The 24,699-nt window shown below is 46.8% G+C and carries 14 protein-coding genes and 1 pseudogene; 10 read left to right on the top strand and 5 right to left on the bottom strand.

All coding sequences use genetic code 11. The features are described from left to right. Positions 1 to 283 precede the first annotated feature (283 nt). Positions 284 to 868 (bottom strand): hypothetical protein, encoded by a 585-nt coding sequence (locus QUB16_RS21860; protein WP_333319327.1) that lies wholly within the window; start codon positions 866 to 868, stop codon positions 284 to 286. Between the two features lie 532 nt (positions 869 to 1,400). On the opposite strand from QUB16_RS21860, the gene QUB16_RS21855 reads away from it, so the two are divergent. The 9 genes and pseudogenes from QUB16_RS21855 to QUB16_RS21820 all read left to right on the top strand — a co-directional run bounded on the left by QUB16_RS21855 (position 1,401) and on the right by QUB16_RS21820 (position 15,355). Continuing rightward, positions 1,401 to 3,374 (top strand): SpoIIE family protein phosphatase, encoded by a 1,974-nt coding sequence (locus QUB16_RS21855; protein WP_333319325.1) that lies wholly within the window; start codon positions 1,401 to 1,403, stop codon positions 3,372 to 3,374. 77 nt (positions 3,375 to 3,451) lie between these two features. Then, positions 3,452 to 4,030: a DUF6272 family protein gene (locus QUB16_RS21850; RefSeq protein WP_333319323.1), complete on the top strand. Its 579-nt coding sequence runs from the start codon at positions 3,452 to 3,454 to the stop codon at positions 4,028 to 4,030. 45 nt (positions 4,031 to 4,075) lie between these two features. Next, positions 4,076 to 4,420, top strand: a complete 345-nt coding sequence (locus QUB16_RS21845; RefSeq protein WP_333288505.1) for a slr1659 superfamily regulator — start codon at positions 4,076 to 4,078, stop codon at positions 4,418 to 4,420. A gap of 70 nt (positions 4,421 to 4,490) precedes the next feature. After that, a complete protein-coding gene (locus tag QUB16_RS21840; RefSeq protein ID WP_333319321.1) occupies positions 4,491 to 5,966 on the top strand; it encodes an adenylate/guanylate cyclase domain-containing protein in 1,476 nt (491 codons plus the stop codon). A 142-nt stretch (positions 5,967 to 6,108) separates the two neighbouring features. Continuing rightward, the gene (locus tag QUB16_RS33645; protein ID WP_445251150.1) at positions 6,109 to 6,204 is read left to right on the top strand and encodes a helix-turn-helix domain-containing protein; all 96 of its coding nucleotides are present in this window, start codon (positions 6,109 to 6,111) and stop codon (positions 6,202 to 6,204) included. Positions 6,205 to 6,341: 137 nt separating this feature from the next. Continuing rightward, positions 6,342 to 11,180, top strand: a complete 4,839-nt coding sequence (locus QUB16_RS21835) for a PAS domain S-box protein (protein WP_333319318.1) — start codon at positions 6,342 to 6,344, stop codon at positions 11,178 to 11,180. Between the two features lie 172 nt (positions 11,181 to 11,352). Further along, positions 11,353 to 12,625, top strand: a pseudogene (locus tag QUB16_RS21830) (RNA-guided endonuclease InsQ/TnpB family protein). A gap of 259 nt (positions 12,626 to 12,884) precedes the next feature. Beyond that, complete coding sequence (locus tag QUB16_RS21825) at positions 12,885 to 14,534, top strand: ABC transporter substrate-binding protein (protein WP_333319316.1); 1,650 nt, start codon at positions 12,885 to 12,887, stop codon at positions 14,532 to 14,534. 161 nt (positions 14,535 to 14,695) lie between these two features. Next, positions 14,696 to 15,355, top strand: a complete 660-nt coding sequence (locus tag QUB16_RS21820) for a pentapeptide repeat-containing protein (RefSeq protein ID WP_333319314.1) — start codon at positions 14,696 to 14,698, stop codon at positions 15,353 to 15,355. Positions 15,356 to 15,767: 412 nt separating this feature from the next. Here the strand turns inward: QUB16_RS21820 and QUB16_RS21815 are convergent, their stop codons facing one another. The 4 genes from QUB16_RS21815 to acnB all read right to left on the bottom strand — a co-directional run bounded on the left by QUB16_RS21815 (position 15,768) and on the right by acnB (position 20,042). After that, a complete protein-coding gene (locus QUB16_RS21815; protein WP_445251149.1) occupies positions 15,768 to 16,148 on the bottom strand; it encodes a cupin domain-containing protein in 381 nt (126 codons plus the stop codon). A 101-nt stretch (positions 16,149 to 16,249) separates the two neighbouring features. Next, on the bottom strand, positions 16,250 to 16,705 hold the full coding sequence (locus QUB16_RS21810) for a nucleic acid-binding protein (RefSeq protein WP_333319313.1): 456 nt from the start codon (positions 16,703 to 16,705) through the stop codon (positions 16,250 to 16,252). A 9-nt stretch (positions 16,706 to 16,714) separates the two neighbouring features. Next, on the bottom strand, positions 16,715 to 17,173 hold the full coding sequence (locus QUB16_RS21805; protein WP_333319311.1) for a hypothetical protein: 459 nt from the start codon (positions 17,171 to 17,173) through the stop codon (positions 16,715 to 16,717). 253 nt (positions 17,174 to 17,426) lie between these two features. Then, positions 17,427 to 20,042 (bottom strand): bifunctional aconitate hydratase 2/2-methylisocitrate dehydratase, encoded by a 2,616-nt coding sequence (gene acnB / locus QUB16_RS21800; RefSeq protein ID WP_333319309.1) that lies wholly within the window; start codon positions 20,040 to 20,042, stop codon positions 17,427 to 17,429. A 464-nt stretch (positions 20,043 to 20,506) separates the two neighbouring features. On the opposite strand from acnB, the gene QUB16_RS21795 reads away from it, so the two are divergent. Then, on the top strand, positions 20,507 to 24,637 hold the full coding sequence (locus QUB16_RS21795) for an EAL domain-containing protein (RefSeq protein ID WP_333319307.1): 4,131 nt from the start codon (positions 20,507 to 20,509) through the stop codon (positions 24,635 to 24,637). Positions 24,638 to 24,699 lie beyond the last annotated feature (62 nt).

Below are 24,699 nucleotides of genomic sequence, written 5' to 3'. Positions count from 1 at the left end.
ACAAGAAACCACCCACAAAAAAACTCACTCTTTGTGGAACAGGCATCTTGCCTGTGCCCAGAAGCCCACAAGAAACCACCCACAAAAAAACTCACTCTTTGTGGAACAGGCATCTTGCCTGTGCCCAGAAGCCCACAAGAAACCTCCCACAAGAAAATTCACTCTTTGTGGAACAGGCATCTTGCCTGTTTGTGATCCCCACCTACAAAAAAACTCACTCTTTGTGGAACAGGCATCTTGCCTGTTCCAAAAGGAAACATATATTTCATTTCACAGGGTACATTTACCTAGCTAACTTTTTTTCCAAACGCAAGATATTTCCCCTAGCATTAGTGCGGTAAACCCAAGTTTGCCTACCATCAGAAACCACAACCCGCCAACCTTCGACAATCATTTGACCGCAAATTTCATCCGCTTTCGAGAGTCCTAAACAAGTATTCGGCCAACTTTGTCCGCTTGATTCCGTTACTTTCAACTTGTCAGCAGCAATGCCAGTGGAGTCCGACAACTCTCGGCGAACTGCTGCTGCTACGGTTGCGGGCAATTTGTTCGGGGGATTTGGGGGAGTCGTCTCCGCCAAATTTCCCGGTTCGGAAATGAGAGTATTTAGTGCCAATACCGAATAGCTGATTTTTTGGGGCACCGCTGCTGAGGAAAATTGCTGCGCGGTTTGCGGCGGTTGGCTTTCCAACTGGGCAAGGGAATCTTTGAGAGCGCCCGCGTTAGCCGCAGCGGTGTGTCTTAGCGCCGGATACATTTCCCATACCAGAATTCCTGTCAGCACCAAAGCCAAGATTACAGGATTGGGCTGCTTTTGGTCTCGGTTTTTATTTTTTTGAAATTTATTTGTGGAGATTCTTTTCATCATACGCCCTCTGCCTCACTTTACACAATGCGCGATCGCTCCTGAACACTCAACTGCAGATACTTACTTAGACACTATTGCTGGTGCTATTGGTTCCTTTGTGCAGAACCGACTTGACTGCTGGTGCGTGCGGCGCAAGTATTTCCTACTCGCTGCCTGCAGTTGTGTTTCAGGAAACTTGCACTACCCAGTTATTACTTAATTTTTACTTTTTGTCTCCGGGTATTAAGAAAAATTTATGCTTAAGTAAATATTCTTAAAAGCCTCTCATCTTGCCCCCGAATCTCAGTACAAATTACTATTCTGCGTCCCAAAACTGCTAAACGTGTTTTAGACTGGGGGAAGCGAGCTGAGCCAAGGATCTCACAGGGATGCCTCAAAATTGGTTGCAACAGGAGGAAAACGCATTAGAAATTAAATCAGCTATCGCTGATTAATTATATTAGCCTTGTGGTTTTCTAGAGCGATCGTCCCCGAAACTACTTTAGTAGCGATCGCTACTTTTTTAGTAGAATATTGTTGAAATCTATAGATTATGAACACAAAATCTCTGGGAATCCATTTAATGAATCGGCTGAGCTATCCTCAAAAATTTATCTTAATCGGTTTTCTATTTGCAATACCGTTAACCTTGGTCATGCACCTGCTGATTTCCGAAATTAACAGCCGGGTTGATTTTGCCCAAAAAGAAATCTACGGTAATCAATACCTGCGCCCACTGCGCCAGTTGAGGGAATACATACCTAAACTTCAACTCTTAAATTATCAGCCTTTAAATACAAATTTAAGCCTGCCCGATACGAGAGCCGATTTAGAAGCTAAGATGGATGCGAACTTTCAATCCCTGGCTAATACAGATAGCCAGCTTGGAAACATATTAATATCCAGTGAAAAATTTAATAATCTTTATCAAGATTGGCAAAACTTGAAACTTCGCCGCAGCCAGTGGAATGTAGAAACTTGCGATTTGGTATATCAACGTTTAGCTGCCGACATTAATAGACTGAGCGCTCGCGTCGGCGATACTTCTAATCTAATTTTAGACCCCGATCTAGATACCTATTATTTGATGGATGCTACCTTACTGAAGCTTCCAGAGATGCAAAAAATCTTGTCAGAGATTAGGCTTATTTCTCAAAAAAACAGCTTGCGTTCCCATGCCACACCTAAAGAAAGAGCGAAACTGATTACTTGGGCAGGCAAGTTGAGAGAACTTAATCAGGATGTAGCAATCAATATGGAGGTAGGATATAGCAATAATCCTCACGGTAATCTGCGACAGAAATTAAGCGAGAATGTGACCCAATTCAACTCCGTAGTAGAGCAACTAACTGTGCAAATAGATAAACTGATTTATCCCACAGCCTTAGTGGAATATTATGCCTATCTCGATGGCAGCGATCGCTCTCTGAATTCGAGTTTTGAACTGTGGGACGCAACTATCAATGAATTAGACTTTCTGCTGCAAAAACGTATTGATAGTTTTGTTGCCAAGAAACGCATAATTTCTCTGGTTGTGTTAATAACCTTAGCCCTAGTTATTTATTTATTTGTAAGTTTTTACAGAAGCGTTATGCAAACGGTATTTGTCCTTGACGAAGCTGCAAAAAAGATGGCAAGCGGCAATCTCGATCACAAAATTATTTTGGATAACAGAGATGAACTCGGGCAAGTTGTGGGTGCGTTTAACAAGATTGCCGATGCCTTAGTTGGTGCAAATCACAAAATTACTGTTCTCAACGATCGCCTAAAAGCTGAAAATATGCGAATGAGCGCCGAACTAGACGTTACTCGCAAGATTCAGCAGATGCTGCTGCCGAAAGACCGAGAGCTCAACGAAGTTATCGGCTTAGATATTGCGGGATTTATGGAGGCTGCTGAGGAAGTAGGCGGCGACTATTACGACGTACTCCAGCACCAAGGTAGAGTAAAAATCGGCATTGGGGATGTGACGGGACACGGATTGGAGAGCGGCGTTTTAATGATTATGGTTCAAACGGCAGTGCGAACCTTGCTCGCCTACAATGAACCAGATCCAGTAAGATTTTTAAGTGCTATTAACAGTGTAATTTACGATAACGTGCAGCGGATGAAATGCGATAAAAACGCCAGCCTTGCTTTGCTAGACTATGAGGAGGGGATGCTGAAGCTGAGCGGCCAGCACGAAGAAATGATTGTTGTGCGGTGTAACGGTTCTGTCGAGCGGTTTGATACGATCGATTTGGGTTTCCCGATCGGGCTGGATGTAGATATTGCTGAATTTGTTGCTGAGAAAATTGTGCATTTGCGTTCAGGAGATGTGGTTGTGCTGTACACTGACGGGATTACGGAAGCTAAAAATATGGATAAAGTGCTTTATGGTTTAGATAGGTTAATTGAGGTAATAGAGATTAATTGGCAGCGTTCGGCGGCCGAAATCAGGCACGCTGTAATTAAGGACGTGCGATCGCACATCGGCGAACAAAAAGTTTTTGATGACATCACATTGTTGGTACTCAAACAAAAATAACTACTTGGATATCCCTTCTAAAGTTTAAAATATATTCAGTGATGCCCCTCATCTCAAACTTTAGCTCTCACATCGGTATGATTCAGATTTTAGGCGATTTTATTGAGCAGGCAGGTAGCCAAGAATACTTAATAATTGGATTTTCTCCGAGTTCGGTCCCTCTCAAGCAGCGGTGGCGGAACAACGGTTTGTCGGCGGATTTTCTGGCTGACTACCTGACGACTTTTTTTCCGGGCAACCAAGATGAACCCTCGACAATTGAAAGACAAGCTGAAATAAAAAGCGCTGTTAGCTACATTGCCAACGAGTTATTGGAAAATGCCATGAAGTTTAATGATGAAACCTCAGAGTACCCGATCGATATTAAAGTGCAATTAGAGAGCGACGGAGTGATTGTCTCAGTTGCTAACAGCATCTCTCCGCAAGCTGTGGACAAGTTTCAGGCTTATATTCAGGAGTTGCTGGCCTCGGAGCCAAGCGAACTTTACATTCAGCGGTTGGAAAAAAATGCTGCTGACGACAACTGTACCAATTCTGGATTGGGTTTGTTGACCATGCTCACCGATTATACCGCCAAACTTGGCTGGAAATTCCAGACCGTGCACCAAGACCCGGAAGTAATTGCGGTGACAACGATGGTGCAATTAACAGTATAAGCAACGCTAGCGATCGATAATATTAAGGGACTTTTTTTTGTGGCTATGGAAATTAATACAGAAGATTACCAGATATGTTACGATCCAGCAACGGCAACCGTGAGTTTGATTGGATCTCTAAGGCTGAGCGGGCCTGCAGAGTACGCGCCGATAGCGCAGTTGCTGGCCCAGGTTGCCGACTTGGAACCGACGAAAATTACCCTCAATTTGCAGCAGTTAGAATTTTTGAACAGTTCTGGCATCAATATGCTATCGAAGTTTATTATCGAGATCCGCAAAACAGCCAGGGTGCAAATGGCGGTGCAGGGCTCTCAAAGCATAGCTTGGCAAGGTAAATCTTTGAGGAATTTCCAGCGCCTGATGCCTGGTTTAGAGTTGGAATTTCTATAGAAACACGCTTACTTTTTGGGTGCGAGCTATTGAGCAATTTTTTGTTAGTCGAGGCGCAAATTCTAGAGTTATGCTGGAAGAACAACCATCTAGAGAACAGCTACTTTTAGAGATAGAAAAATTGCGCCAGCAAGTGGAAGACTTGAAGGAGGAAAAAGCCGATCTGGAAATCTTGCTGGAAACTACTGCTGAACATTCCGATACGGTTGAAACTGAGTTGCGATCTCGCGCATTCGAGGCGGTGCGCGAAGGCGAAATCAAGCTGGCTCAATTTCTAGAAGCGATTCCGGTAGGCGTGGTAGTGCTCGATTCTCAAGGCAAACCTTACTACGTAAATCACGCCGGACACCAGTTACTCGGTCAAGGAGTTTTGCCCTTAAATTCTGTTGAGGATTTGTCAGAAAGTTATCAAATTTATATGGCGGGAACTGAGACTATTTACCCTTTCGAGAATTTGCCCATCGTCCGAGCTTTGAGGGGCGAAAACGCGACTGCTGACGATCTGGAAATTCATCGAACCGACAAGAAAGTTCCCCTAGAAATTTGGGGAAGGCCAATTTTTGACGATGGTGGCAAAGTTGCTTTTGCGATCGCAGTTTTTCAAGATGTCACGGAACGCAAAGAAGCTGAAGCCGATCGCCAGTTATTTATTAAGAAACTATTTGACCTCAACAAAAATTTAGAAAAATCCCTGGATGCCGAATCAGACTTAACTGATGCCTACGGTAGATTTGTGCCTCACCAATTTCTAAATTTGTTGGGATATGAAAGTATTATAGATGTCCATTTAGGCGACCAAGTGCAGCAGGAAATGTCCGTGCTGTTTTCTGATATTCGCGACTTCACGACGCTTTCCGAAACTATGACTCCCCAAGAAAATTTTAAATTTATCAATGCTTACCTTTCGCGGATGGAGCCGGCAATTACTAGGAATAACGGGTTTATTGACAAATACATCGGCGATGCAATTATGGCTTTGTTTAGTGACTTTGCAGATGATGCAGTGAAAGCGGGTATTGCAATGCTAAATACCCTCAAAAATTACAACGAATACCGTCTAGAGGTCGGCTACGTCCCGATCCGAATTGGCATTGGCATCAATTCGGGTTCTTTGATGCTGGGGACAGTCGGGGGGAAAAGCCGCATGGACAGCACTGTGATTAGCGATGCTGTTAATTTAGCATCTCGCATTGAAGGATTGACCAAAGATTACGGCGTACCTCTGTTAATTTCTCAGCAGACTTTAGAACGGTTGCGAAATCCGAAGGATTATGCTATTAGGATTGTGGATAAAGTACAGGTTAAAGGAAAATCTCAATATGTCGTAGTCTATGAAGTATTTGATGCAGATATGCCGGAAATTATGTCGGCAAAGCTAGCAAATTTGCCTGTATATAATGAAGCTATGTTACTGTGCGATCGCAAGGAATTCCGAGAAGCGGGAAAATTATTTGAAGAGTGTTTGCGAACAAATCCGAGCGATCAGGTAGCTCGCATTTACCTGAAACGCTGTCGGGATTGGCGATCGCTCCTTAAAGGAATTTAAAGCAACTTAGTCTATTTTAGATTTAAGATTGACCTCTGGAATCTGTAAAAGCTGTAAAATATAAACAGCTTTATATCTGTTACTTCTGGGGCTTCTCAAAATAGAACGGCTTAGGGCTCAAAAACCAGCGATCGGTAATTGGGTGCGAGAACAGCGGCAAGCGCTGAAGCTGTATCAGAAAAAGTTGGCGGATAAATTAGGGATGACCTTTCCCACGATTAATCGTTGGGAAAATTGACAGGCTACGCCTTCTGGCTTGGCACTCAAGCAAATTTAGATATTGCTGGATGAGTTAGGTAATTCGCCAGATGCAACGCTTGGCGACTGCTGTAAGGCACAGCGAGCAAGATATTTTTCGGATAAGGAGTACAAACGGTGAGTTTAGAGGGAATCAACAGCATTTTCAGAGATATTCGACTACTTCCCTATGGTGTGGCGATCCTCTCCGTGGCTGTGGCACTGGCGCTAACCCGATCGCTTTTACCGTGGCTCTACCCAACCACGACGCCCCTGTTTTTCATCGCCGTGATGGTGAGTGCCTGGTATGGCAGTTTCGGGGCTGGGTTTCTGGCAACAATTTTATCCACGCTGGCAATCAACTATTTTTTTATTGAGCCGTTCTATTCCTTAAAAATCGCTAATGTAGAGACAATTGTTCGGCTGGGTATGTTCTCGATCGCCGCAGGATTCATCGCTGCACTCAATCTCTCGTGGCGCACTGCTATAAAAAATGCGAAAGCAGCCTTGCAAACTTTACAGGAGTCAAGGTCGCTAGAACAAAAAGCCCAGGTTCGGGGCGAAGTCGCACAAACTGCGGCGACGGAGGCAAAAGAACAGCTAGAAACGGTACTTTCTAGCATCAACGATGGGTTTTACATCCTCGATCGCGATTGGCGCTACACCTATGCCAACGATCGCTACTGTGAAATGGTTGGAATGCCGCGGTCAGCGATTCTGGGTCAGAACGTTTGGGAGCTATTTCCGGCTGCCGTTGACACCGATGCTTACGTGCAGTTTCATCGGGCAATGGGGGAACAAACGCCGCTCCAGTTTGATTATCTCTACTCACCTTGGAACGGTTGGCACGACCATCGAATTTACCCTTCGCCCAGTGGACTGACCGTTTTGCTTGCCGACATTACCGATCGCAAACAGGCTGAACTCATCCTAATCGAGCAGAAACGGCTGCTGGAGTCGATCGCATTCGGACAGCCACTAGACGACTGTCTGGCAGCCGTGTGTGACTCAGTATCCAGGCTGAATCCGGGTACCCGCGCCTGCTTCCTGCTAGCCGATGCTCAGCGGCTGACGTTTAACAGATCCATTACTCCAGACTTTCCAGCGTCTTTTGGTGAAGGACTCCAAGATGCTCCGATTAACGATTTGTGCATTGGAACCTGCGGCGAAGCAGTGTATAGCGGTCAGCCCGTGACCTGCGCCGACATTGCCAACGACGATCGCTGGTCGCAAGCATGGCGAAATTTATGCGTGGCTCATGGCATTCTAGCGTGTCATTCTCAGCCCGTGTTCAGTCACGACAATCTACCTCTGGGGTCTCTGATGCTGTGCTTTAGCGAGGCGCGGATGCCGACTGATTGGGAACAGAAACTCGCCGAGTTCGGCACCAAAGTTGCCAGCATCGTCTTCGAGCGCGATCGATCGTTCCAGGCATTGCGCGAGAGCGAAGAACAGCTCCGACTGGCTTCCGAAGGCGGCAATTTGGGTTTGTGGTATTGGGATAGGGAAACTGACACGCTGAGTTTGACGGACATAGCCAAAGCGATGTTTGGTTTACCCGTCAATACCGCCATGTCCATGCAGGTGTTTTTAGAAGCGGTGCATCACGACGATCGCCAGTTCGTTCACAGCGCGCTCACAGAGCTAAAAGCGAATCAACCGCATACTGAAATAGAGTATCGGACGCTTTGGGCAGATGGCACCGTTCGTTGGATTTTGGCAAAGGGCGATTCCGCCTATAACGCTGATGGCATCATAATTTCGACGCGCGGCGTATTAATCGACATCAGCGATCGTAAACAAACCGAAGAAGCGTTGCGTCAAAGCGAAGAGCTGAGTCGGAACATTCTGGAGAGCATTGATGATGGATTCTTTTCCCTTGATGAGAATTGGCGTTTCACTTACGTGAATCGGTCAGCGGAAATTCTGCTAGACCGCACTGCAGGCGAGCTGATTGGGAAGAATTTGTGGGAAGAATTCCCCGGACTCGATGGCAGCGAGTTTGAGCGGGTTTATCGTCGCGTGGCAAACGAGCGCGTGGCTTTGTCAGTCACGGCGTTTTATCCCGAGCACGATCGTTGGTATGACGTTCGCACCTACCCTGCCGCGAACGGGATTACGATTTATTTCCGAAATGTCACCGATCGAAAACTGGCCGAGGAGGTATTGCAACAACGAGAAGCAGAACTTCGTTTAGTCACCAATGCCGTGCCTGCCTTGATTTGCTTTGTAGACTCAGACCAACGCTACCGCTTCCACAATCGAGCATATGAAGAATGGTTTGGATCTGAGGCAAAAGAAATCTACGGCAAGCATCTCCGAGAGGTTTTAGGCGAAACGGGGTATGAAGCGATTCGTCCTTATGTTGAGCAAGTCTTGGCAGGAGAAGAAGTGACCTTTGAAACCCAAATTTCCTACAAAGATGGTGGAACCCGTTATGTCAATGCGACCTATGTTCCCCGCTTCAATAGCCAGGGAAAAGTTGAAGGGTTTGTAGCACTGGTCAACGATATCACCGATCGCAAACAAGCCGAAGCCACACTACGGGAGAGTGAGGAACGGTTCCGGCTGATGGCAGATGCCGCCCCTGTGCTGATTTGGATGGCCCGCACCGATAAACTCTGTTATTACTTCAACCTCCCGTGGCTAAACTTTACGGGACGGACGATCGAGCAAGAAACGGGCAATGGTTGGACAGAAGGAGTCCACCCCGACGACTTTGAGCGCTGTTTAGACACGTATGTGACTGCCTTTGATGCCCGTCAACCGTTCAAGATGGACTATCGCTTGAAACGCTGTGATGGCATATACCGTTGGATTATGGATGAAGCTGTTCCTCGCTACGGATTGGACGGTGAGTTCTTGGGCTACATCGGCTCCTGTGTTGATATTGAAGACCACAAACAAGCTGAGGAAGCCCTGCGCGAGAGTGAATCCCGCCTCCGTCTGATCGTTGAAAGCGCCAAAGATTATGCCATCTTCACCCTCGACCTTAACGGCATCATTGCCAGTTGGAACTCCGGGGCAGAAAGGTTGTTGGGCTATACCGAGACAGAAGCAATTGGTTGCTCGAGTCGGATGATCTTCACACCCGAAGATAACGAACAAGGACAAGCCGAGTACCAGAGGCAAACGGCTCTACTGCAAGGACGGGCCGAAGACGAACGCTGGCACGTCCGCAAAGATGGAAATCGCTTTTGGGCCAGTGGATTGATGATGCCCCTGCTTAACGAAGCGGATTGTCCCCAGGGATTTGTCAAAATCATGCAGGACAAGACGGCCCAACGGCAAGCAAGTGAGCGACTGCAATTGCTGTATGAAACTACCCGCGATCTGATGCAGACAGAACAGCCTCTGGCTTTGATGCACGCGCTATTCCGCAAACTTGCAGTGCAACTGGATCTGCACTCTTACTACAACTTCATGGTGGAAGAAAAAGACAACCAGCCGATGCTGCATTTGAGAAACTATGATGGCATCTCTGAAGAAAGGGCGCAGGCGATCGCATGGATCGATTTAGGGGAATATCTCTGTGGACTGGTTGCCCAAACGCAGCAGCAACTTGTCTTGAATCAAGCCGAACTCTCCACTCATCCGAATGCTAAAGCCGTCTCTGAACTGGGCATGACGGCTTACGTGGGTCAACCGTTAATCGCTCAAGGGCGGTTATTAGGAACGCTCTCATTTGCCAGTCTGACTCGGACGGACTTCACGCCTGCAGAAATCGAGCTGCTGGGATCTACTTGTGACCAGATCGCGATCGCTCTGGAACGGGCAAATCTGAACGATTCACTCCAGCAGCAAGCGGAACAGCTAAGACAGGCCAATCGGATCAAGGATGAGTTTTTAGCGGTACTGTCCCATGAGTTGCGATCGCCCCTCAATCCCATCCTGGGGTGGTCAAAGCTGCTGCAAACTGGCAAGCTAGATGCGGCGAAAACCGCCCAGGCGTTAGCCACGATCGAACGCAATGCCAAGCTGCAAAGTGAATTGATTGAAGATTTGCTTGATGTCTCGAAAATTCTCCAAGGCAAGCTCAGTCTTAATATTCGTCCAGTCGATTTAGCTTTAACTGTGGAATCGGCGATCGAAACTGTCAATTTGGCTGCTGTTGCCAAATCCATTGATATTCGGACTGTGTTAGATCCTCAGATCGGACAAATTTTGGGGGATTCGGGCCGTTTGCAGCAGATTGTCTGGAATCTTGTTTCCAATGCGGTCAAATTTACTTCAGCCGGGGGGCGCGTTGAGGTGAATTTGACTCGTGTTGGCAATCAGGCTCAAATTACGGTGGCGGATACAGGGATTGGCATCGCACCGGAGTTTTTACCCTACGTGTTTGACTACTTCCGCCAAAAAGATGGCGCTACAACCCGCAAGTTTGGTGGCTTGGGATTGGGGCTGGCGATCGTGCGGCATCTAGTCGAACTGCACGGTGGCACCGTTGAGGCAGATAGCCAGGGTGAAGGGTTAGGAGCTACCTTTACTGTAAGACTGCCCCTATCACCGAAGGTAAGACAAGAAAACTCTCTTGCAGGACTTTCGGAACGATCGACTGCGGAGGAACCGTTATCCGGGATGCGGATACTTGTGGTAGATGATGAGCCGGATATGCGAGAGTTGATTTCCTTTTTGCTAGAAGATGCAGGTGCAGAGGTACTGACTGTTGCTGTCCCTCAAGAAGCCCTCACAGCGTTGACTAATTTCCAGCCAGATGTCCTGGTGAGCGACATTGGAATGCCGGGGATGGATGGCTATATGCTGTTGCGGCAAGTGCGAGCCCTGCAGCCAGCACAAGGCGGGCTGATTCCCGCGATCGCCCTGACTGCCTATGCGGGCGAGGTTAATCAACAGCAAGCTTTGCAAGCTGGATTTCACCGACATCTGGCAAAGCCGATCGAACCGGATAAATTAATTAAGACGATCGTCGCACTTCTTAGCAAGAACACTCATGAGCCAGCAAGCTCTAAAAATTGATCAGAAGGAGTTCAAACCGATCGAACATCACCAAGTTTTTAAGTTGCTCTGGTTAGGCAGCGATATTTGTATTGTAAAACTTCATTAAACTTTTAAGCATTAATAGACAATAGTAGTATCATCTAGTCAGAGAAATCAAGAATGTTGCGCTCGTTAAGAATGGAAAATCCAAATGCAGCTAACAGAGAGGCACATCATTAAATCTACGGAACACCGTTTTGCCCAAATGGATGAATTAGCCTTTAAATCCAAGAATCTTTACAATGCGGCCAACTACGTCATTCGTCAAAGTTTTACTTATGGATGGGGTTACATCAACTACAACGAGATGAACCGTTTGATGAAATCTCATCAAGCATACAAGGCTTTGCCCGCCAAGGTTAGTCAACAAATTTTGATGATATTGGACAAGAATTGGAAATCCTTTTTTGAAGCAGTCAAAGCTTACAAAATTGATTCTTCTAAATTCACGGGTCGTCCGAAGCTACCGAAATATAAAGATAAAGCCAAGGGTCGTAATATTCTTATATATACGATTCAGGCGATTAGCAGCAAGCAATTGAAGAAAGGAATTATCAAGCTTTCGGGTACGGAAATCTTGATAAAGACCAAAGTAAATCCCGCTCAAATTTGCCAAGTTAGGCTGATTCCCAAATGTGATTCGTATGTGATTGAGGTGATTTATAATGAGCCGGAGTCCACCGTCAGTAACGATATTTGGGCAGCTAGTATTGATTTAGGACTGAATAATTTAGTGGCGTTAACTTCAAATCAGCCAGGTTTCATCCCTCTGTTGATTAACGGGCGACCATTAAAATCGATTAACCAGTTCTACAACAAACGCTCTTCACACTTACAATCTCAGTTAAAAGGAAGTCGCAAGAGTTCGCCCCGCATTCAGCGCTTAACTCGCTGTCGCAACCAAAAAGTCGATAATTACTTGCATCACGCCAGTCGGCTAATAATCGGTATCTTGGTCGCCAAACAAATTGGGACGCTAGTAATTGGCAAGAATGCACAATGGAAAACCGAGATTGGTTTAGGAAAGCAAACCAACCAAAACTTCGTCAGTATTCCTCATGCTCGATTAATTGAGATGTTGGAATACAAAGCTCGACTGGTTGGGATTAAGGTGCTACAGGAAGAGGAATCTTATACCTCGAAGTCGAGCTTCCTGAATTTAGACCCGATTCCGGTGTACGGGCATACTGGCGCTGATGGTGTCGCATTTAGCGGCAAGCGAATTAAGAGAGGTTTGTACAAGACATCGGTCGGTCAATTAATTAATTCCGATGTCAACGGGTCTTACAATATCCTCAGAAAAGCAATCCCAAATGCGTTTAGCTTTCTTGATAGGGAGCTGCGTAGTTCAGCCGAGGCGGGTCAATCCGCTCAAAGTAAAAGTGAAAGGGGAGGGACTTAATGCCTCCCATGTCATGTCATAAATGACTATACTTTTACTAGCTATTATCTTCTGTCCGGTCGATTCCCTCCGCTTCGCTTCGCCCGAAATGAGGTAGGGGCGGGTTCAACAACAATATCTGCGAATAATTGACAATCTCAAAAACCCGCCCGGCCGGGATATTATGGTCAATCGCTCGGACGTGATATTACAGGAGAATCTACCAATAAATCCGGTTTCTAGTCTAACAGTGCGTAAGTCCTGATAATATAATCAGTAATTTGGAGTGTCAAAAAAAGACGATGGGAATCAACAAGCAGCAGCCTAGAATACATATAAAACCTTCAGTGATTAAAGCGATAGCTCTGTTCTTTCTGTGCTGCTTGTTAACTGCAAGTTGTGGACAAAGAACACGTCCATCGGTCACTGCGAGCGGCGAAAATGCTAATAACCGCGTTACTATTGGCACAACTTTGAAATTGCGGACGATCGACCCTGCGGACGGTTACGAAACCTTATCTGGACAATTGCTACGCAATTTGGGCGACACTCTCTACGCCTACGAGTCGGGAACTACAAAGTTAATCCCCCACTTAGCGACAGCGATGCCAAAAGTTAGCCAAGACGGATTGACATATACAATCCCCTTGCGTCAAGGCGTTGTTTTTCACGACGACACACCGTTTAACGCCGCCGCAATGGAATTTTCCTTGCAGCGGTTTATCCAAAATGGCGGCAGTCCGGCTTTGTTGTTGAGCGATGCAGTAGAATCCGTGAAAGCGACGGGTGAATACGAATTAACTTTTCAACTCAAAAAGCCTTTTGCTGCTTTTCCTTCCCTGTTGACATTTTCGGGTATGTGTGCAGTTTCTCCGAAAGCTTACGAGATTGGGCCGGGTAAATTTAAACCCGATACCTTTGTGGGAACTGGACGTTACAAGTTGGCGAAGTACGGCAGCGATTCTCTCAAGTTTGACGTGTTTGACAAGTATTGGGGGGAAAAGCCGGTTAATCAAGGAATTGACATTTTGCTGCTTTCTAGTTCGTCAAATTTGTTCAATACTTTTCAGACTGGTGCTGTTGATGTGGCTTATTTGTCTCTGGATGCAGACCAAGTTCGCAGCTTGGATGAGGGAGCAAAAAAAGGGAAATGGCAGGAAATTGCGGGGGAAAGCAGTACGGTTAATTACATGACGCTGAATATGCAGTCTAAACCGCTGGATAAGTTAGAAGTGAGACAAGCGATCGCAGCAGTGATGGATCGCCCGCTGATTAACGAGCGCGTACTGCTGGGACAAGCACAACCGCTTTACAGTCTGATTCCCACAACCTTGGACGTTCAAAAACCGGTTTTCAAAGAACTGTACGGCGACGCCAACACGGCCAAAGCCAAGGAACTTTTAACGAAAGCGGGATACTCGGCCACAAATCCTTTTGTTCTGCAAATTTGGCATGCTTCGGCTTCAAGAAAAAGAGCTTTAGTCGCGAGTACGATCGAGGCGCAAACTAAACTCAAAATGGACGGGATAATGCAGGTAGAAATTAACAGCGTTGAATCTCCGACTTTGTTTCAAAACATAGAGAAGGGCATTTATCCAGCGGTTTTAGTGGATTGGTCGGCCGACTTTTTTGACGCTGACAATTACATTCAGCCGTTTTTAGATTGTGCCACAGGTTCGGAGGCTGGGGGCTGCTCCAAGGGTGCAAGTCAAAGTCAGGGTTCGTTTTATTATAGCGATCGGGTAAATCAACTGATCGACAAGCAGCGCAAAGAAACAAACCCTCAAACCCGCAAAGCCATATTTGCCGAAATTCAAGACATACTGGGTAAAGATGTACCTTTCATCCCTCTTTGGCAGGATAAGGACTATACGTTTGCTCAGAACAGCATTACCGGCGTCCGTCTCGAACCGACGCAATCTTTTCCTTTTTGGTTCCTGAAAAAGCAATAATTCGTTACAATAATTTGGGGGAGTTGAAACGTCAATAATTATTGCATATGTTGTGCACAACAGGGTGATGATTGTCACAGTTTATCAAAGAGACTGATCACCCTACCCTCTTTAATAATGTGGGATATTATTAAGAGAGAGATATTGCTGAGGGTGGGTATATGAAACTTGGAATTTTAACAACAACAGGGCTGCTGATTGCGATCGGTTTTGCCTCGGGAGTAAAGGCAGAAAACGTATCACACGTCAAACAATTATTAGAAACTAAAAAATGTACCCAATGTGACTTGACAGGAGCGGAGCTGGCTGGTATTGATTTGACGGGCGCAGATTTGAGCGGTGCGAATCTCAGCGGTGCAAATTTGAACGGTGCAAATTTGAACGAAGCCAAACTGAATGAAGCAAATCTGAAACAAGCTAAATTGCAAGGTGCGAGTTTAATTGCGGCTAAAATGCACGGGGCTAATTTGGAGGGTGCTGATTTGAGCCGCGCTAATCTGAGTTTGGCGGGTTTAGTGATTGCGAGTTTGAAAAATACCAACCTCACCAGCGCTAATTTAATCGGCGCTAATTTAGAAAGCGCCAATTTGGCGGGTGCAAACCTGAGAAATGCTCGCCAGTCTTTAGCGAATTTATCTAATGTCAGCCTCAGAGGTGGCAGTTTGTCGGGAATAGACGTACAGGGAGTCAACTTGCGGGATGCAAATTTGACCAATGCAAATTTGAACGGTGCAAATTTGAACGGTTCGGACTTGACAGGTGCTAATTTAAAGAATGCCAATATGGCAAATGTAGATTTGAAAAACGCTTCTTTGCCGTAGGACGATCGCCAATTGCTATATCAAATTCTGGTGCTTAACAAAGTTAATATAATCAGGTAGGGGCAATTCTGAAATTGCCCCTACAGTTTTAATGGTAGGATTTATATCATGTCCGGTCGATTACCCTTCATCAGGTAGGGGCGGGTTCACTAACAATATCTGCCAATAATTGACAATCTCAAAAACCCGCCCGGCCGGGATATTATGGTCAATCGAGCGGACATGATATTATCTGGTTTCCTGTCGCGGCGTAGGTCAATCGATTTTAGATTTTAGATTTTAGATTTTAGAATTGAAGCATTGACTTGCGCGAGATGAATCCGGGGGCTTGTATCCTGGTTGCTTTCGGTGATTGTTCGGTGTGCGAAGCTTTTCCCCGGTGTCTGCGATTGCTTCATATTTGGATCTAGGATCAATCTTGCTCGTGAGCATCTTGGGCGAAGCGGATAATGTCATCATCGCCGAGGTATTCACCATTTTGGATTTCAATCATTACCAGGGGAATCACGCCGGGATTTTCTACGCGGTGAGCAGTATTCATGGGAACGTAGGTTGACTGTTTCTGCATGAGAATCGTCTCTTTGTCGTCGCAGATAACTTTAGCGGTACCGGAGACGACAACCCAGTGCTCGCTGCGGTGATAGTGCATTTGGGTGCTGATGTGATGCCCCGGCTTGACTTCAATGCGATTGATCTTATAACGATCGCCCGCGTCTATGATTGTAACTTGACCCCAGTAGCGGGTTTGTGTGCGATCGTCAATTTTTTCGATTGTGTCCACTGTTTCCACCATCCTGTTTATCTCGCCAACGGTGTCTGCAAAAATATCTGTAGTTCAAAGTATAGCAGGTATAGGGTAAGTGCGTAAGTGCGTAAGTGCGATCGATTTAAAGATTACTGAATTAGTCGCCACTCGCGAGCATCAACAAATTGCGACAAATGCCCGACATTTGTTGTAGCAATTACCACATCATTGCCTTCACTTGCCTCCAATATTGCTTGAGCCGCCAAAATCACATCCCCGTCAAGTGCATTAGCTTCTGCGGTTGGTCTTCCTCTCATTCTCGCTTGCGCCCACAACTGAGCCGCTAAAAGCATTACCTCCGAAGTCAAAGGACGGTAGGGGATTTGCGATTTAAGTTCATCAAGTCGTCTAATGCCGGCAGCCTTACCTGCACGAATTAATTCGCGCCTCACCTCATAGTCAGCAATTTCAGGGAGCATTACAATGTAACCTTTCTGTGGCAAAGATTGCAGCCAAAGTTTGCCCTCTTGATAAAAAGGAGAGGTGGCTTTGGGATTTGTAACAATTCCTAAAGGCCCAGAATCTAACAAAACTATTCTGCTCATGGAATGCTCTTATATATGCACGGGGTTTTCTTCTAGTGCCTTGCGGAGAACTTCAGCGGTTTCTGTTTGCTCCTGTTCATCTCCATCATCTACCCAAGACTGTAACAGCTTGCTCAGAGCTTCGTGCTGCTGTAAAGGATCGATAATTTCTGGTTTTTCGTTATCCTCATTTCCCTCCTTTATCCCCGCTAGCATTACTCTGGTCATAGCTTGATTTCTGTTGATACTTCCCTCCTTCGACAGTTTAGTAAAATCTACATTTTCAGGCGTCTCGGCGGGTTCCGACAATCCTGGCTTAACTGTCACAGTTTCCAGAAATAACCTCATCATTTTAAGCAAATTAGGCCAATATTCTCTCGGAGTTTGCTGAATTACACTGAGAAACTCTACCATTTCATTACCAATGCGAATTTCTGGCGCTGAAGTTGGTCTCTCTGGGTTTTCAGTGATTAAAGCTCGTTCAGACATACTTTTTTTCTCCTCAAGCGGATTTATAGGGATTGGCAGGTCGATATCCTGGAGCGGAATTAGAGATTGGCGATCGAACTCGCCTCTACTTATATTTTAAACAAAAAACGGGGGATGATTCATGGACCTTCTGGGATTTGTTGTAACCGCAGATGTCAGCGGATTAACACAGATGAACGCAGATAAAATTCATCTGCGTACACCTGCGTTCATTTGCGTTTCCAGATAAGCAGTTCGCTGAGTTTCGACGAAATTACTTGCTCAGCACACCATCGGGAATCCCTAAAATATCCTCAATTCGAGGCATATCTTCCAAAGCAATAACTCGTCCTTCATCCTCAAAACCAGCAATTTGATCGAAATTCAAATACCGATACAAATCACCAGCAAAAGGATCGATTCTCTTCGACACAATGTCGTTGTATTCTTGGACTGTGGGAATGCGACCTAACAGCGAACAAACGGCCGCCAATTCCGCTGAACCCAGATAAACTTGAGCATCTTTGCCCATGCGGTTGTTAAAGTTACGAGTAGAAGTGGAAAAAACCGTTGTCGCATCTTTAACCCGCGCTTGATTGCCCATACAAAGACTGCAACCAGGCATTTCTGTACGCGCTCCAGCGGCTCCAAAAATGCTGTAATAACCTTCTTCTTTGAGTTGCTGTTCGTCCATCCGAGTTGGCGGACAAATCCACAGGCGAGTTTTCACTTCCCCTGCACCTTCCAACACCTTCGCAGTGGCGCGGTAGTGACCGATATTTGTCATGCAAGAACCGACAAATACTTCGTCAACCCGATCGCCCGCAACCTCACTCAACAACTTAACATTATCCGGGTCATTGGGAGCAGCCACAATTGGCTCTTTAATTTCGTTCAGATCGATTTCGATGATTTCAACGTATTCCGCATCAGCATCCGCCTCCAGCAGCACCGGATTTGCCAGCCATTCCTCCATCTTCGCCACCCGGCGCATCATCGTCCGCGCATCTTGATAGCCCCGCGCCACCATGTTTTTCAGCAGCGCGACATTGGAACGAATGTACTCGGAAACAGTCTCCACGCTCAATTTAATCGTGCATCCCGCGCAAGAACGCTCTGCAGTCGCATCGGTCAATTCAAAAGCCTGCTCGACCTTCAAATCGGGCAAACCTTCAATCTCCATAATCCGCCCAGAAAAGATGTTTTTCTTGTTCTGTTTCTCGACGGTTAGCAAACCTTTTTGAATCGCCACATAGGGAATGGCATTCACAACATCCCGCAGCGTTACTCCGGGCTGCAATTCACCTTTAAACCGCACTAAAACTGATTCCGGCATATCCAAAGGCATGACGCCCAAGGCAGCAGCAAATGCCACCAATCCCGAACCCGCAGGAAAGGAAATTCCCAAAGGAAAACGAGTGTGAGAATCGCCGCCAGTTCCCACTGTATCCGGCAATAACATCCGGTTCAGCCAAGAGTGAATAATGCCGTCTCCGGGGCGCAAAGCTATGCCGGCGCGCTCTGCCATGAAATCGGGCAATTCATGGTGAGTTTTGACATCAACTGGCTTCGGATAAGCGGCGGTGTGGCAGAAACTTTGAATTACCAAATCGGCGCTAAATCCCAAACAAGCAAGTTCTTTCAATTCGTCTCGAGTCATCGGCCCGGTGGTATCTTGCGAGCCGACTGTTGTCATGACTGGTTCGCAAGATGTACCGGGACGAACGCCGGACAAACCGCAAGCTTTGCCTACCATTTTTTGTGCTAAAGTGAAGCCTTTGCCCGTATCTACTGGGATTGTAGGGCGGGTAAAAATAGTGCTGGGTTCTAGTCCTAAAGCTGCGCGGGTTTTGTCGGTTAAAGTTCGTCCAATTAATAGCGGAATTCGGCCACCTGCGCGAACTTCGTCTAGAATTGTGTCGGGTTTGAGGGTGAATGTGGAGATTATTTCTCCGGCTTCGTTGGTGATTTCGCCTTTGTATGGATGGATGGTAATTACCATTCCTGTTTCCATTTTGGAGACATCACATTCGATCGGCAATGCGCCGGAATCTTCAGCGGTATTGAAGAATATCGGGGCGATCGCACTTCCTAAAATATAACCGCCACTGCGCTTGTTCGGCACAAACGGAATATCATTGCCAATGTGCCAGAGCACGGAATTAATCGCGGATTTCCGCGAGGAACCGGTGCCGACAACATCACCAACATAGGCTACGGGATGACCTTTTTGCTTCAAGTCTGCAATGGTTTGCAAACCTCCTGGCATCTTACTTTCCAGCATCGCCAAAGCGTGTAGGGGAATGTCCGGCCGCGTGGTAGCATGAGGTGCGGGGGACAAGTCGTCAGTATTGGTTTCTCCTGGAACTTTGAAGACTGTAACGGTAATCGCTTCGGGCAGTTGGGGGCGGCTGGTGAACCACTCGGCATCCGCCCAAGAATCGACTACCTGCTTGGCGTAGGGATTGGTATCGGATAAAGTCAGAATATCGTGGAAAGCGTCGAATACTAACAACGTTTTGCTCAAGGCCCGGGCTGCGGTGGCGGGAATGGCAATTTCGGCAGTAGGATTGAGCAAATCGATTAAAGATTGGACGTTGTAACCGCCCATCATTGTCCCCAGCAGGTAAACTGCCCATTTGGGAGCAATTAGGGGGCTGTGGATTTCGCCTTTAGCAATGCCAGTTAGAAAACCAGCTTTGACGTAGGCGGCGCTGTCTACGCCTGGGGGGACGCGATCGCGCAATAATTCTATTAAGGTTTCTTCTTCTCCTGGCGGCGGATTTTTCAGCAGTTCACACAGTTCCGACGTTTGCTGGGCGTCTAGCGGCAGGGGTGGAATTCCCTCATGGGCCCGAACGGCCGCGGTACGGCGGTAAGATTCAAGCATTTCTCCTCTCTCCTCGGATAGTATTCGGTGGTTGGCAAGCAGGTGACTTTACTTTTTAGATTAGGAGCTTCCGCTGCACATTTGGTAAAGTACCTCGCCATACATCAAAACTTAACGCAACTTTAAAAACAGTAGATTGTCATACCAAAGACAGATGTGGTCTTTAACGGGAGAGCAGCATATCAAACTTCAGCCGAGCAGTTTAGGGGCCTTGAGTTGCATAGTTCTGGTTAAGATTAATGTGTTGTGGGCTACTGTAGATCCTCCTCTGCATCTGAAATCGTCATTTACCAATAGTCTGGACTGTTTTTAGTTCGTAGTTTGAAACCCTTGATTTTCCGTTGGTAGCTCGATTGGCGAATCGACTTGAAACTTTATATTCTACGAATGCTAATTAAAAACCGTCCGCAGTATTGATTTACCACAAGTTTAAAAAAGTTGTCTGCTAATGGATCGATTAAACAATGGAAAGTTTTATCCCTGAAAACTCTGAAGACTTTCACGGCTGGGCATCCAAGCCCGATTTGTACAAAGAGCTGCAAGTAACCAAAGAATTACTGCTGACGATCGCCAACTCGATGCCAATACCCCTGATCGTCAGCAGTCTGGGGGACGGCACAATTCTTTATAGTAACGATTTATGCCGTCAGGCTTTCGGGTTCACAGGATTCAAGTCGATCGACCGCCAAAAAGCCGAAATCCTCTACCACAAACCTGCAGATCGCCAGGAATTGCTGTTGCGGCTCGCCCGCAACGGACTGGTCCGCGAGACAGAAGTCCGGCTTAAAAAAGCTGACGGCACGCTGTTTTGGGCAAGTGTATCGATGCGGTATCTGACATTGGTGTCGGGGAAAGCTGTTCTGTCGGTGTTCAGCGACATTACGGATCGCAAACGAGCGGCCGCCAAGGAGCAGGAATTGCTCACGTCAATCCACTCGCGGGCCCGCCAGCAAGCGGCCGTCGCTTACTTGGGGCAGCAGGCCCTGGCCGAAACAGATTTGTCCGCACTGATGGACAAAGCTGCGGTTTTAATTGCTCAAACCCTGGACGTTGATTATTGCCAGTTGTTAGAACTGTTGCCCTCTGGTCATGCTTTTCTGCTGCGAGCGGGGGTTGGCTGGCAGCCCGGCCTCGTCGGCAGCGCTACTGTTGCCGCTTCTGCTCGATCGCAAGCAGGTTACACATTGCTAGTGGGCGAACCGACTATCGTCGAAGATTTGCGGGTGGAAACGCGCTTTAGCGAGTTGCCGCTGCTGCACAACCACCGGGCTGTCAGCGGCGTCACTGTGATTATTCCCGGGAATCGGGGACTGGGGAGCAACTGGGGACAAGCAGAACCAGCCAACAGTTCCTCCTCGCAGGCCTGGGGCATTTTGGGGGTTCATACCAGCCAAGGGCGGGTTTTCAGTCAAGATGACGTTTATTTTGTAGAAGCGATCGCCAACGTGTTAGCTGCGGCGATCGAGCGGATTCGATCGCAAGAGCGTTTGCAAATGATGGAACGGGCGATCGAAAGTTGCAGCAACGGCATTGCAATCACCGACGCGACTGTTGCAGATAATCCGATTATTTATGTCAATCCCAGTTTTGAGCGGATTACTGGTTATAGCAGAGACGAGTTAATGGGCAAAAATTGCCGATTTTTGCAGGGCACAGACACTGACGGCCCCGCTGCCCAACAATTGCGAATTGCGATTGAAGAAGGCAGAGAAGCTCAAGTTATATTACGCAACTTTCGGAAAGACGGCACGCCTTTTTGGCACGAACTGTCGATCGCTCCGGTTTACAACTCGCGGCGACACTTAACCCACTTTATTGGAGTACAAACAGACATTACCGACCGCCAGCGATCGGAAGAAGAATTATTTTTAAATTCTCAAGCTTTAGCAGCTTTTAGCGCTAATCTAAAACACTTGCACCGGATTACAACTTATCATTATCAAAACTTTGAAGAACGGGTTGACGATTATCTAACAGCAGGCTGTTTGATGTTTGGACTTTCTATGGGAATCATGGCTGAAGTTGACAACGAGACTTTTATTGTCAGAGCCGCGAAAAGCGATTTAGAATACTTCGTGCGAGGCTTAGAATTGAACCTCAGCGATACTTACTGCGCGGCAGTCATTAAACTTAACAAAACAGTTGCGTATTCTCATATAGGAGCAGATATTGAGATGCGCGAACATCCTGCTTATCAGAACTGCCAGTCGGAATCTTACATCGGAACGCCGATATTTGTCAACAATAAAACTTACGGAACGTTGAGTTTTAGTTCGCCAGAAATAAAGAAAAGAAAGTTCAAGTATGAGGAAATAGAAATTATAGAATTGATGGCTCAAAGTATTGGCAAAATTCTGGCGGTTCACCAAATGGAAGTCGAACGCCAGCAGGCTGAAAAAGAGCGATGCGAGTTGATAGTATCTCTCAAAGAAAGTGAAGAACGCTATCGCCGTTTAGTAGAACTATCTCCCGAAGCGATCGCCGTTCACAGTCAAGGGAAAATCGCCTACATCAATGCTGCGGGCGCGAAACTCCTCGGTGCGAGCTCTCCCGAAGCGCTTATTGGCTTTCCCCTATTGCATTTCGTCCATCCAAACTATGTGGAAATAGCCACAGAGCGCCTTCGGCTAGTCGAGACCGAAAATCAGCCACTCGACCTTGCCGAACAAAAACTGATGCGGCTCGACGGACAAATAATAGACGTTGAAATGGCCGGCATCCCCGCTATTTATCAAGGCTCGACGGCCGGCCAGATTATTATCCGAGATGTCACCGAGCGCAAGCGAGTAGAACGGGAACTGCTGCACGGCGCTTTTCACGATGCGCTGACGGGTTTGCCCAACCGGGTTTTGTTCATCGACAGGCTAGGACAAGCCATCCGGCGATCCAATCAGTCCCCCGATTACAAATTTGGTTTACTTTTCCTAGATTTAGACCGCTTCAAAGTAGTTAATGATTCTTTAGGACACGTTTTAGGAGACAAACTGCTAATCGCCCTCGCGCAGCGACTGCAAACCTGCGTCCGGGTTTCTGATACCGTCGCCCGGCTGGGGGGAGACGAATTCACCATCCTGCTAGACCACATTCAGAGCCTCAGCGACGCCACCCTCGCAGCTAAAAAGATACAAACAGAACTGACGAAGCCGTTTCATCTCGAAGGACACGAAGTATTTACCACCGCTAGCATTGGCATTGTTTTCAGTCGAGGCGAAGCCACCGACAGTGGCGAATCGAATTCGTACACTCACCCGGAAGAATTCCTACGCGATGCTGACATCGCTATGTACCGCGCTAAAGCTTTGGGTAAGGCCCGCCACGAAGTGTTTAATTTGGCGATGCACGACCAAACTATGTCGCTGTTGCAGTTAGAAACTGACCTGCGGTTGGCTATTTTGGGCAAAGAGGAATTAGGAGAGAGCAAGGATCAATGTTCGCACTTTATTCTGCACTACCAACCGATTGTTTCGCTCGCCAGCGGTGCGATCGAAGGTTTTGAGGCCTTGGTGCGCTGGTACCACCCAGTTCGGGGTCTAGTTCCGCCGTCTACTTTTATCCCTGTAGCTGAAGAAACAGGTTTGATCGTGCCTCTGGGAGCCTGGGTGTTGCGGGAAGCTTGTCAGCAATTGCGGATTTGGCAAGAAATGTTAACCGAGGAACAGGGAAGAAGTCCAACGGAAGTCGGAACGAGGCCCTTCGACTCCCGTCGGCTTCACTCAGGGCAAGTCGCTGAGGGCAACAAGAAGGAAGAAGGCGCTTCGACTTCGCTCAGGGTAACAGCAGGGAAGATGGCAACGGGCAATGGAGGGGATTTAACTGATGTAACGGATACAGGGAATGAGGAACACGGAACTTTTACTGAGCGTAGCCCCAGTATTGGTCACAGGGAAGAAAGAATCGGTAAAAAATTACCAATTCCCAGTTACCAATTCCCGATTAGGGATTTCCACTCATCTATTACCAATTCCCAATTCCCAATTCCCAATAGTTCGGCTACGTTAAGTACAACTTCCCAGGTACCCATTCCGAATTTTAAATTACCAATTATTGCTCCTTCGCAATTAACAATGAGCGTCAATCTCTCTCCTAAACAGTTAGGTTTCCCGAATTTAATCGATGAAATAGATGAAATATTAGCAGAAACGGGCTGCGATCCGAGCTGTTTAAAATTGGAGATTACTGAAAGCGCGATCGTAGAAAATGTCAAGAAAGCCAATATTGTGCTAGCCCAATTAAAAGGTAGAAATATTCGATTGTCGATCGACGATTTCGGTACTGGCTATTCGTCTTTAAGTTACTTGCACCGTTTTCCGCTGGATACACTGAAGATCGATCGCTCTTTTGTGAGCCGCTTGGGGGCTGTCGAAAACGGTGACGACGGGGGGCAGCCTTTGCAGATTGTGCGGGCGATCGTAACTTTGGCTCACAATTTGGGATTGAATGCGATCGCCGAAGGTGTAGAGACAGCCGAACAGTTAGCACAGCTTCGAGAACTAGACTGCGAATTAGCTCAGGGATATTGGTTTTCTAAACCTTTGGATAGTTCTGCCGTGACAGAAATTCTGATAAATCTCGGTAATAGAGAAATTAGAGACTGAGTGAGGTAGAGATTGGTAAATAGTGCGTCACATCCTGAAGACATTTTTGCTACAAACTCACA

This window comes from Microcoleus sp. D3_18a_C4 (assembly GCF_036702415.1).
GTDB lineage: Bacteria > Cyanobacteriota > Cyanobacteriia > Cyanobacteriales > Microcoleaceae > Microcoleus.
Note: the sequence above shows the minus strand (reverse complement) of the source record. Positions and strands in the feature narration are given on the sequence as shown.

Excerpts from the sequence above, each read along its gene's own strand:
- QUB16_RS21860 (WP_333319327.1), bottom strand. The coding sequence starts at position 868 with ATGATGAAAAGAATCTCCACAAATAAATTTCAAAAAAATAAAAACCGA.
- QUB16_RS21855 (WP_333319325.1), top strand. The coding sequence starts at position 1,401 with ATGAACACAAAATCTCTGGGAATCCATTTAATGAATCGGCTGAGCTAT.
- QUB16_RS21850 (WP_333319323.1), top strand. The coding sequence starts at position 3,452 with ATGATTCAGATTTTAGGCGATTTTATTGAGCAGGCAGGTAGCCAAGAA.
- QUB16_RS21845 (WP_333288505.1), top strand. The coding sequence starts at position 4,076 with ATGGAAATTAATACAGAAGATTACCAGATATGTTACGATCCAGCAACG.
- QUB16_RS21840 (WP_333319321.1), top strand. The coding sequence starts at position 4,491 with ATGCTGGAAGAACAACCATCTAGAGAACAGCTACTTTTAGAGATAGAA.
- QUB16_RS21825 (WP_333319316.1), top strand. The coding sequence starts at position 12,885 with ATGGGAATCAACAAGCAGCAGCCTAGAATACATATAAAACCTTCAGTG.
- QUB16_RS21820 (WP_333319314.1), top strand. The coding sequence starts at position 14,696 with ATGAAACTTGGAATTTTAACAACAACAGGGCTGCTGATTGCGATCGGT.
- QUB16_RS21815 (WP_445251149.1), bottom strand. The coding sequence starts at position 16,148 with ATGGTGGAAACAGTGGACACAATCGAAAAAATTGACGATCGCACACAA.
- QUB16_RS21810 (WP_333319313.1), bottom strand. The coding sequence starts at position 16,705 with ATGAGCAGAATAGTTTTGTTAGATTCTGGGCCTTTAGGAATTGTTACA.
- QUB16_RS21805 (WP_333319311.1), bottom strand. The coding sequence starts at position 17,173 with ATGTCTGAACGAGCTTTAATCACTGAAAACCCAGAGAGACCAACTTCA.
- acnB (WP_333319309.1), bottom strand. The coding sequence starts at position 20,042 with ATGCTTGAATCTTACCGCCGTACCGCGGCCGTTCGGGCCCATGAGGGA.
- QUB16_RS21795 (WP_333319307.1), top strand. The coding sequence starts at position 20,507 with ATGGAAAGTTTTATCCCTGAAAACTCTGAAGACTTTCACGGCTGGGCA.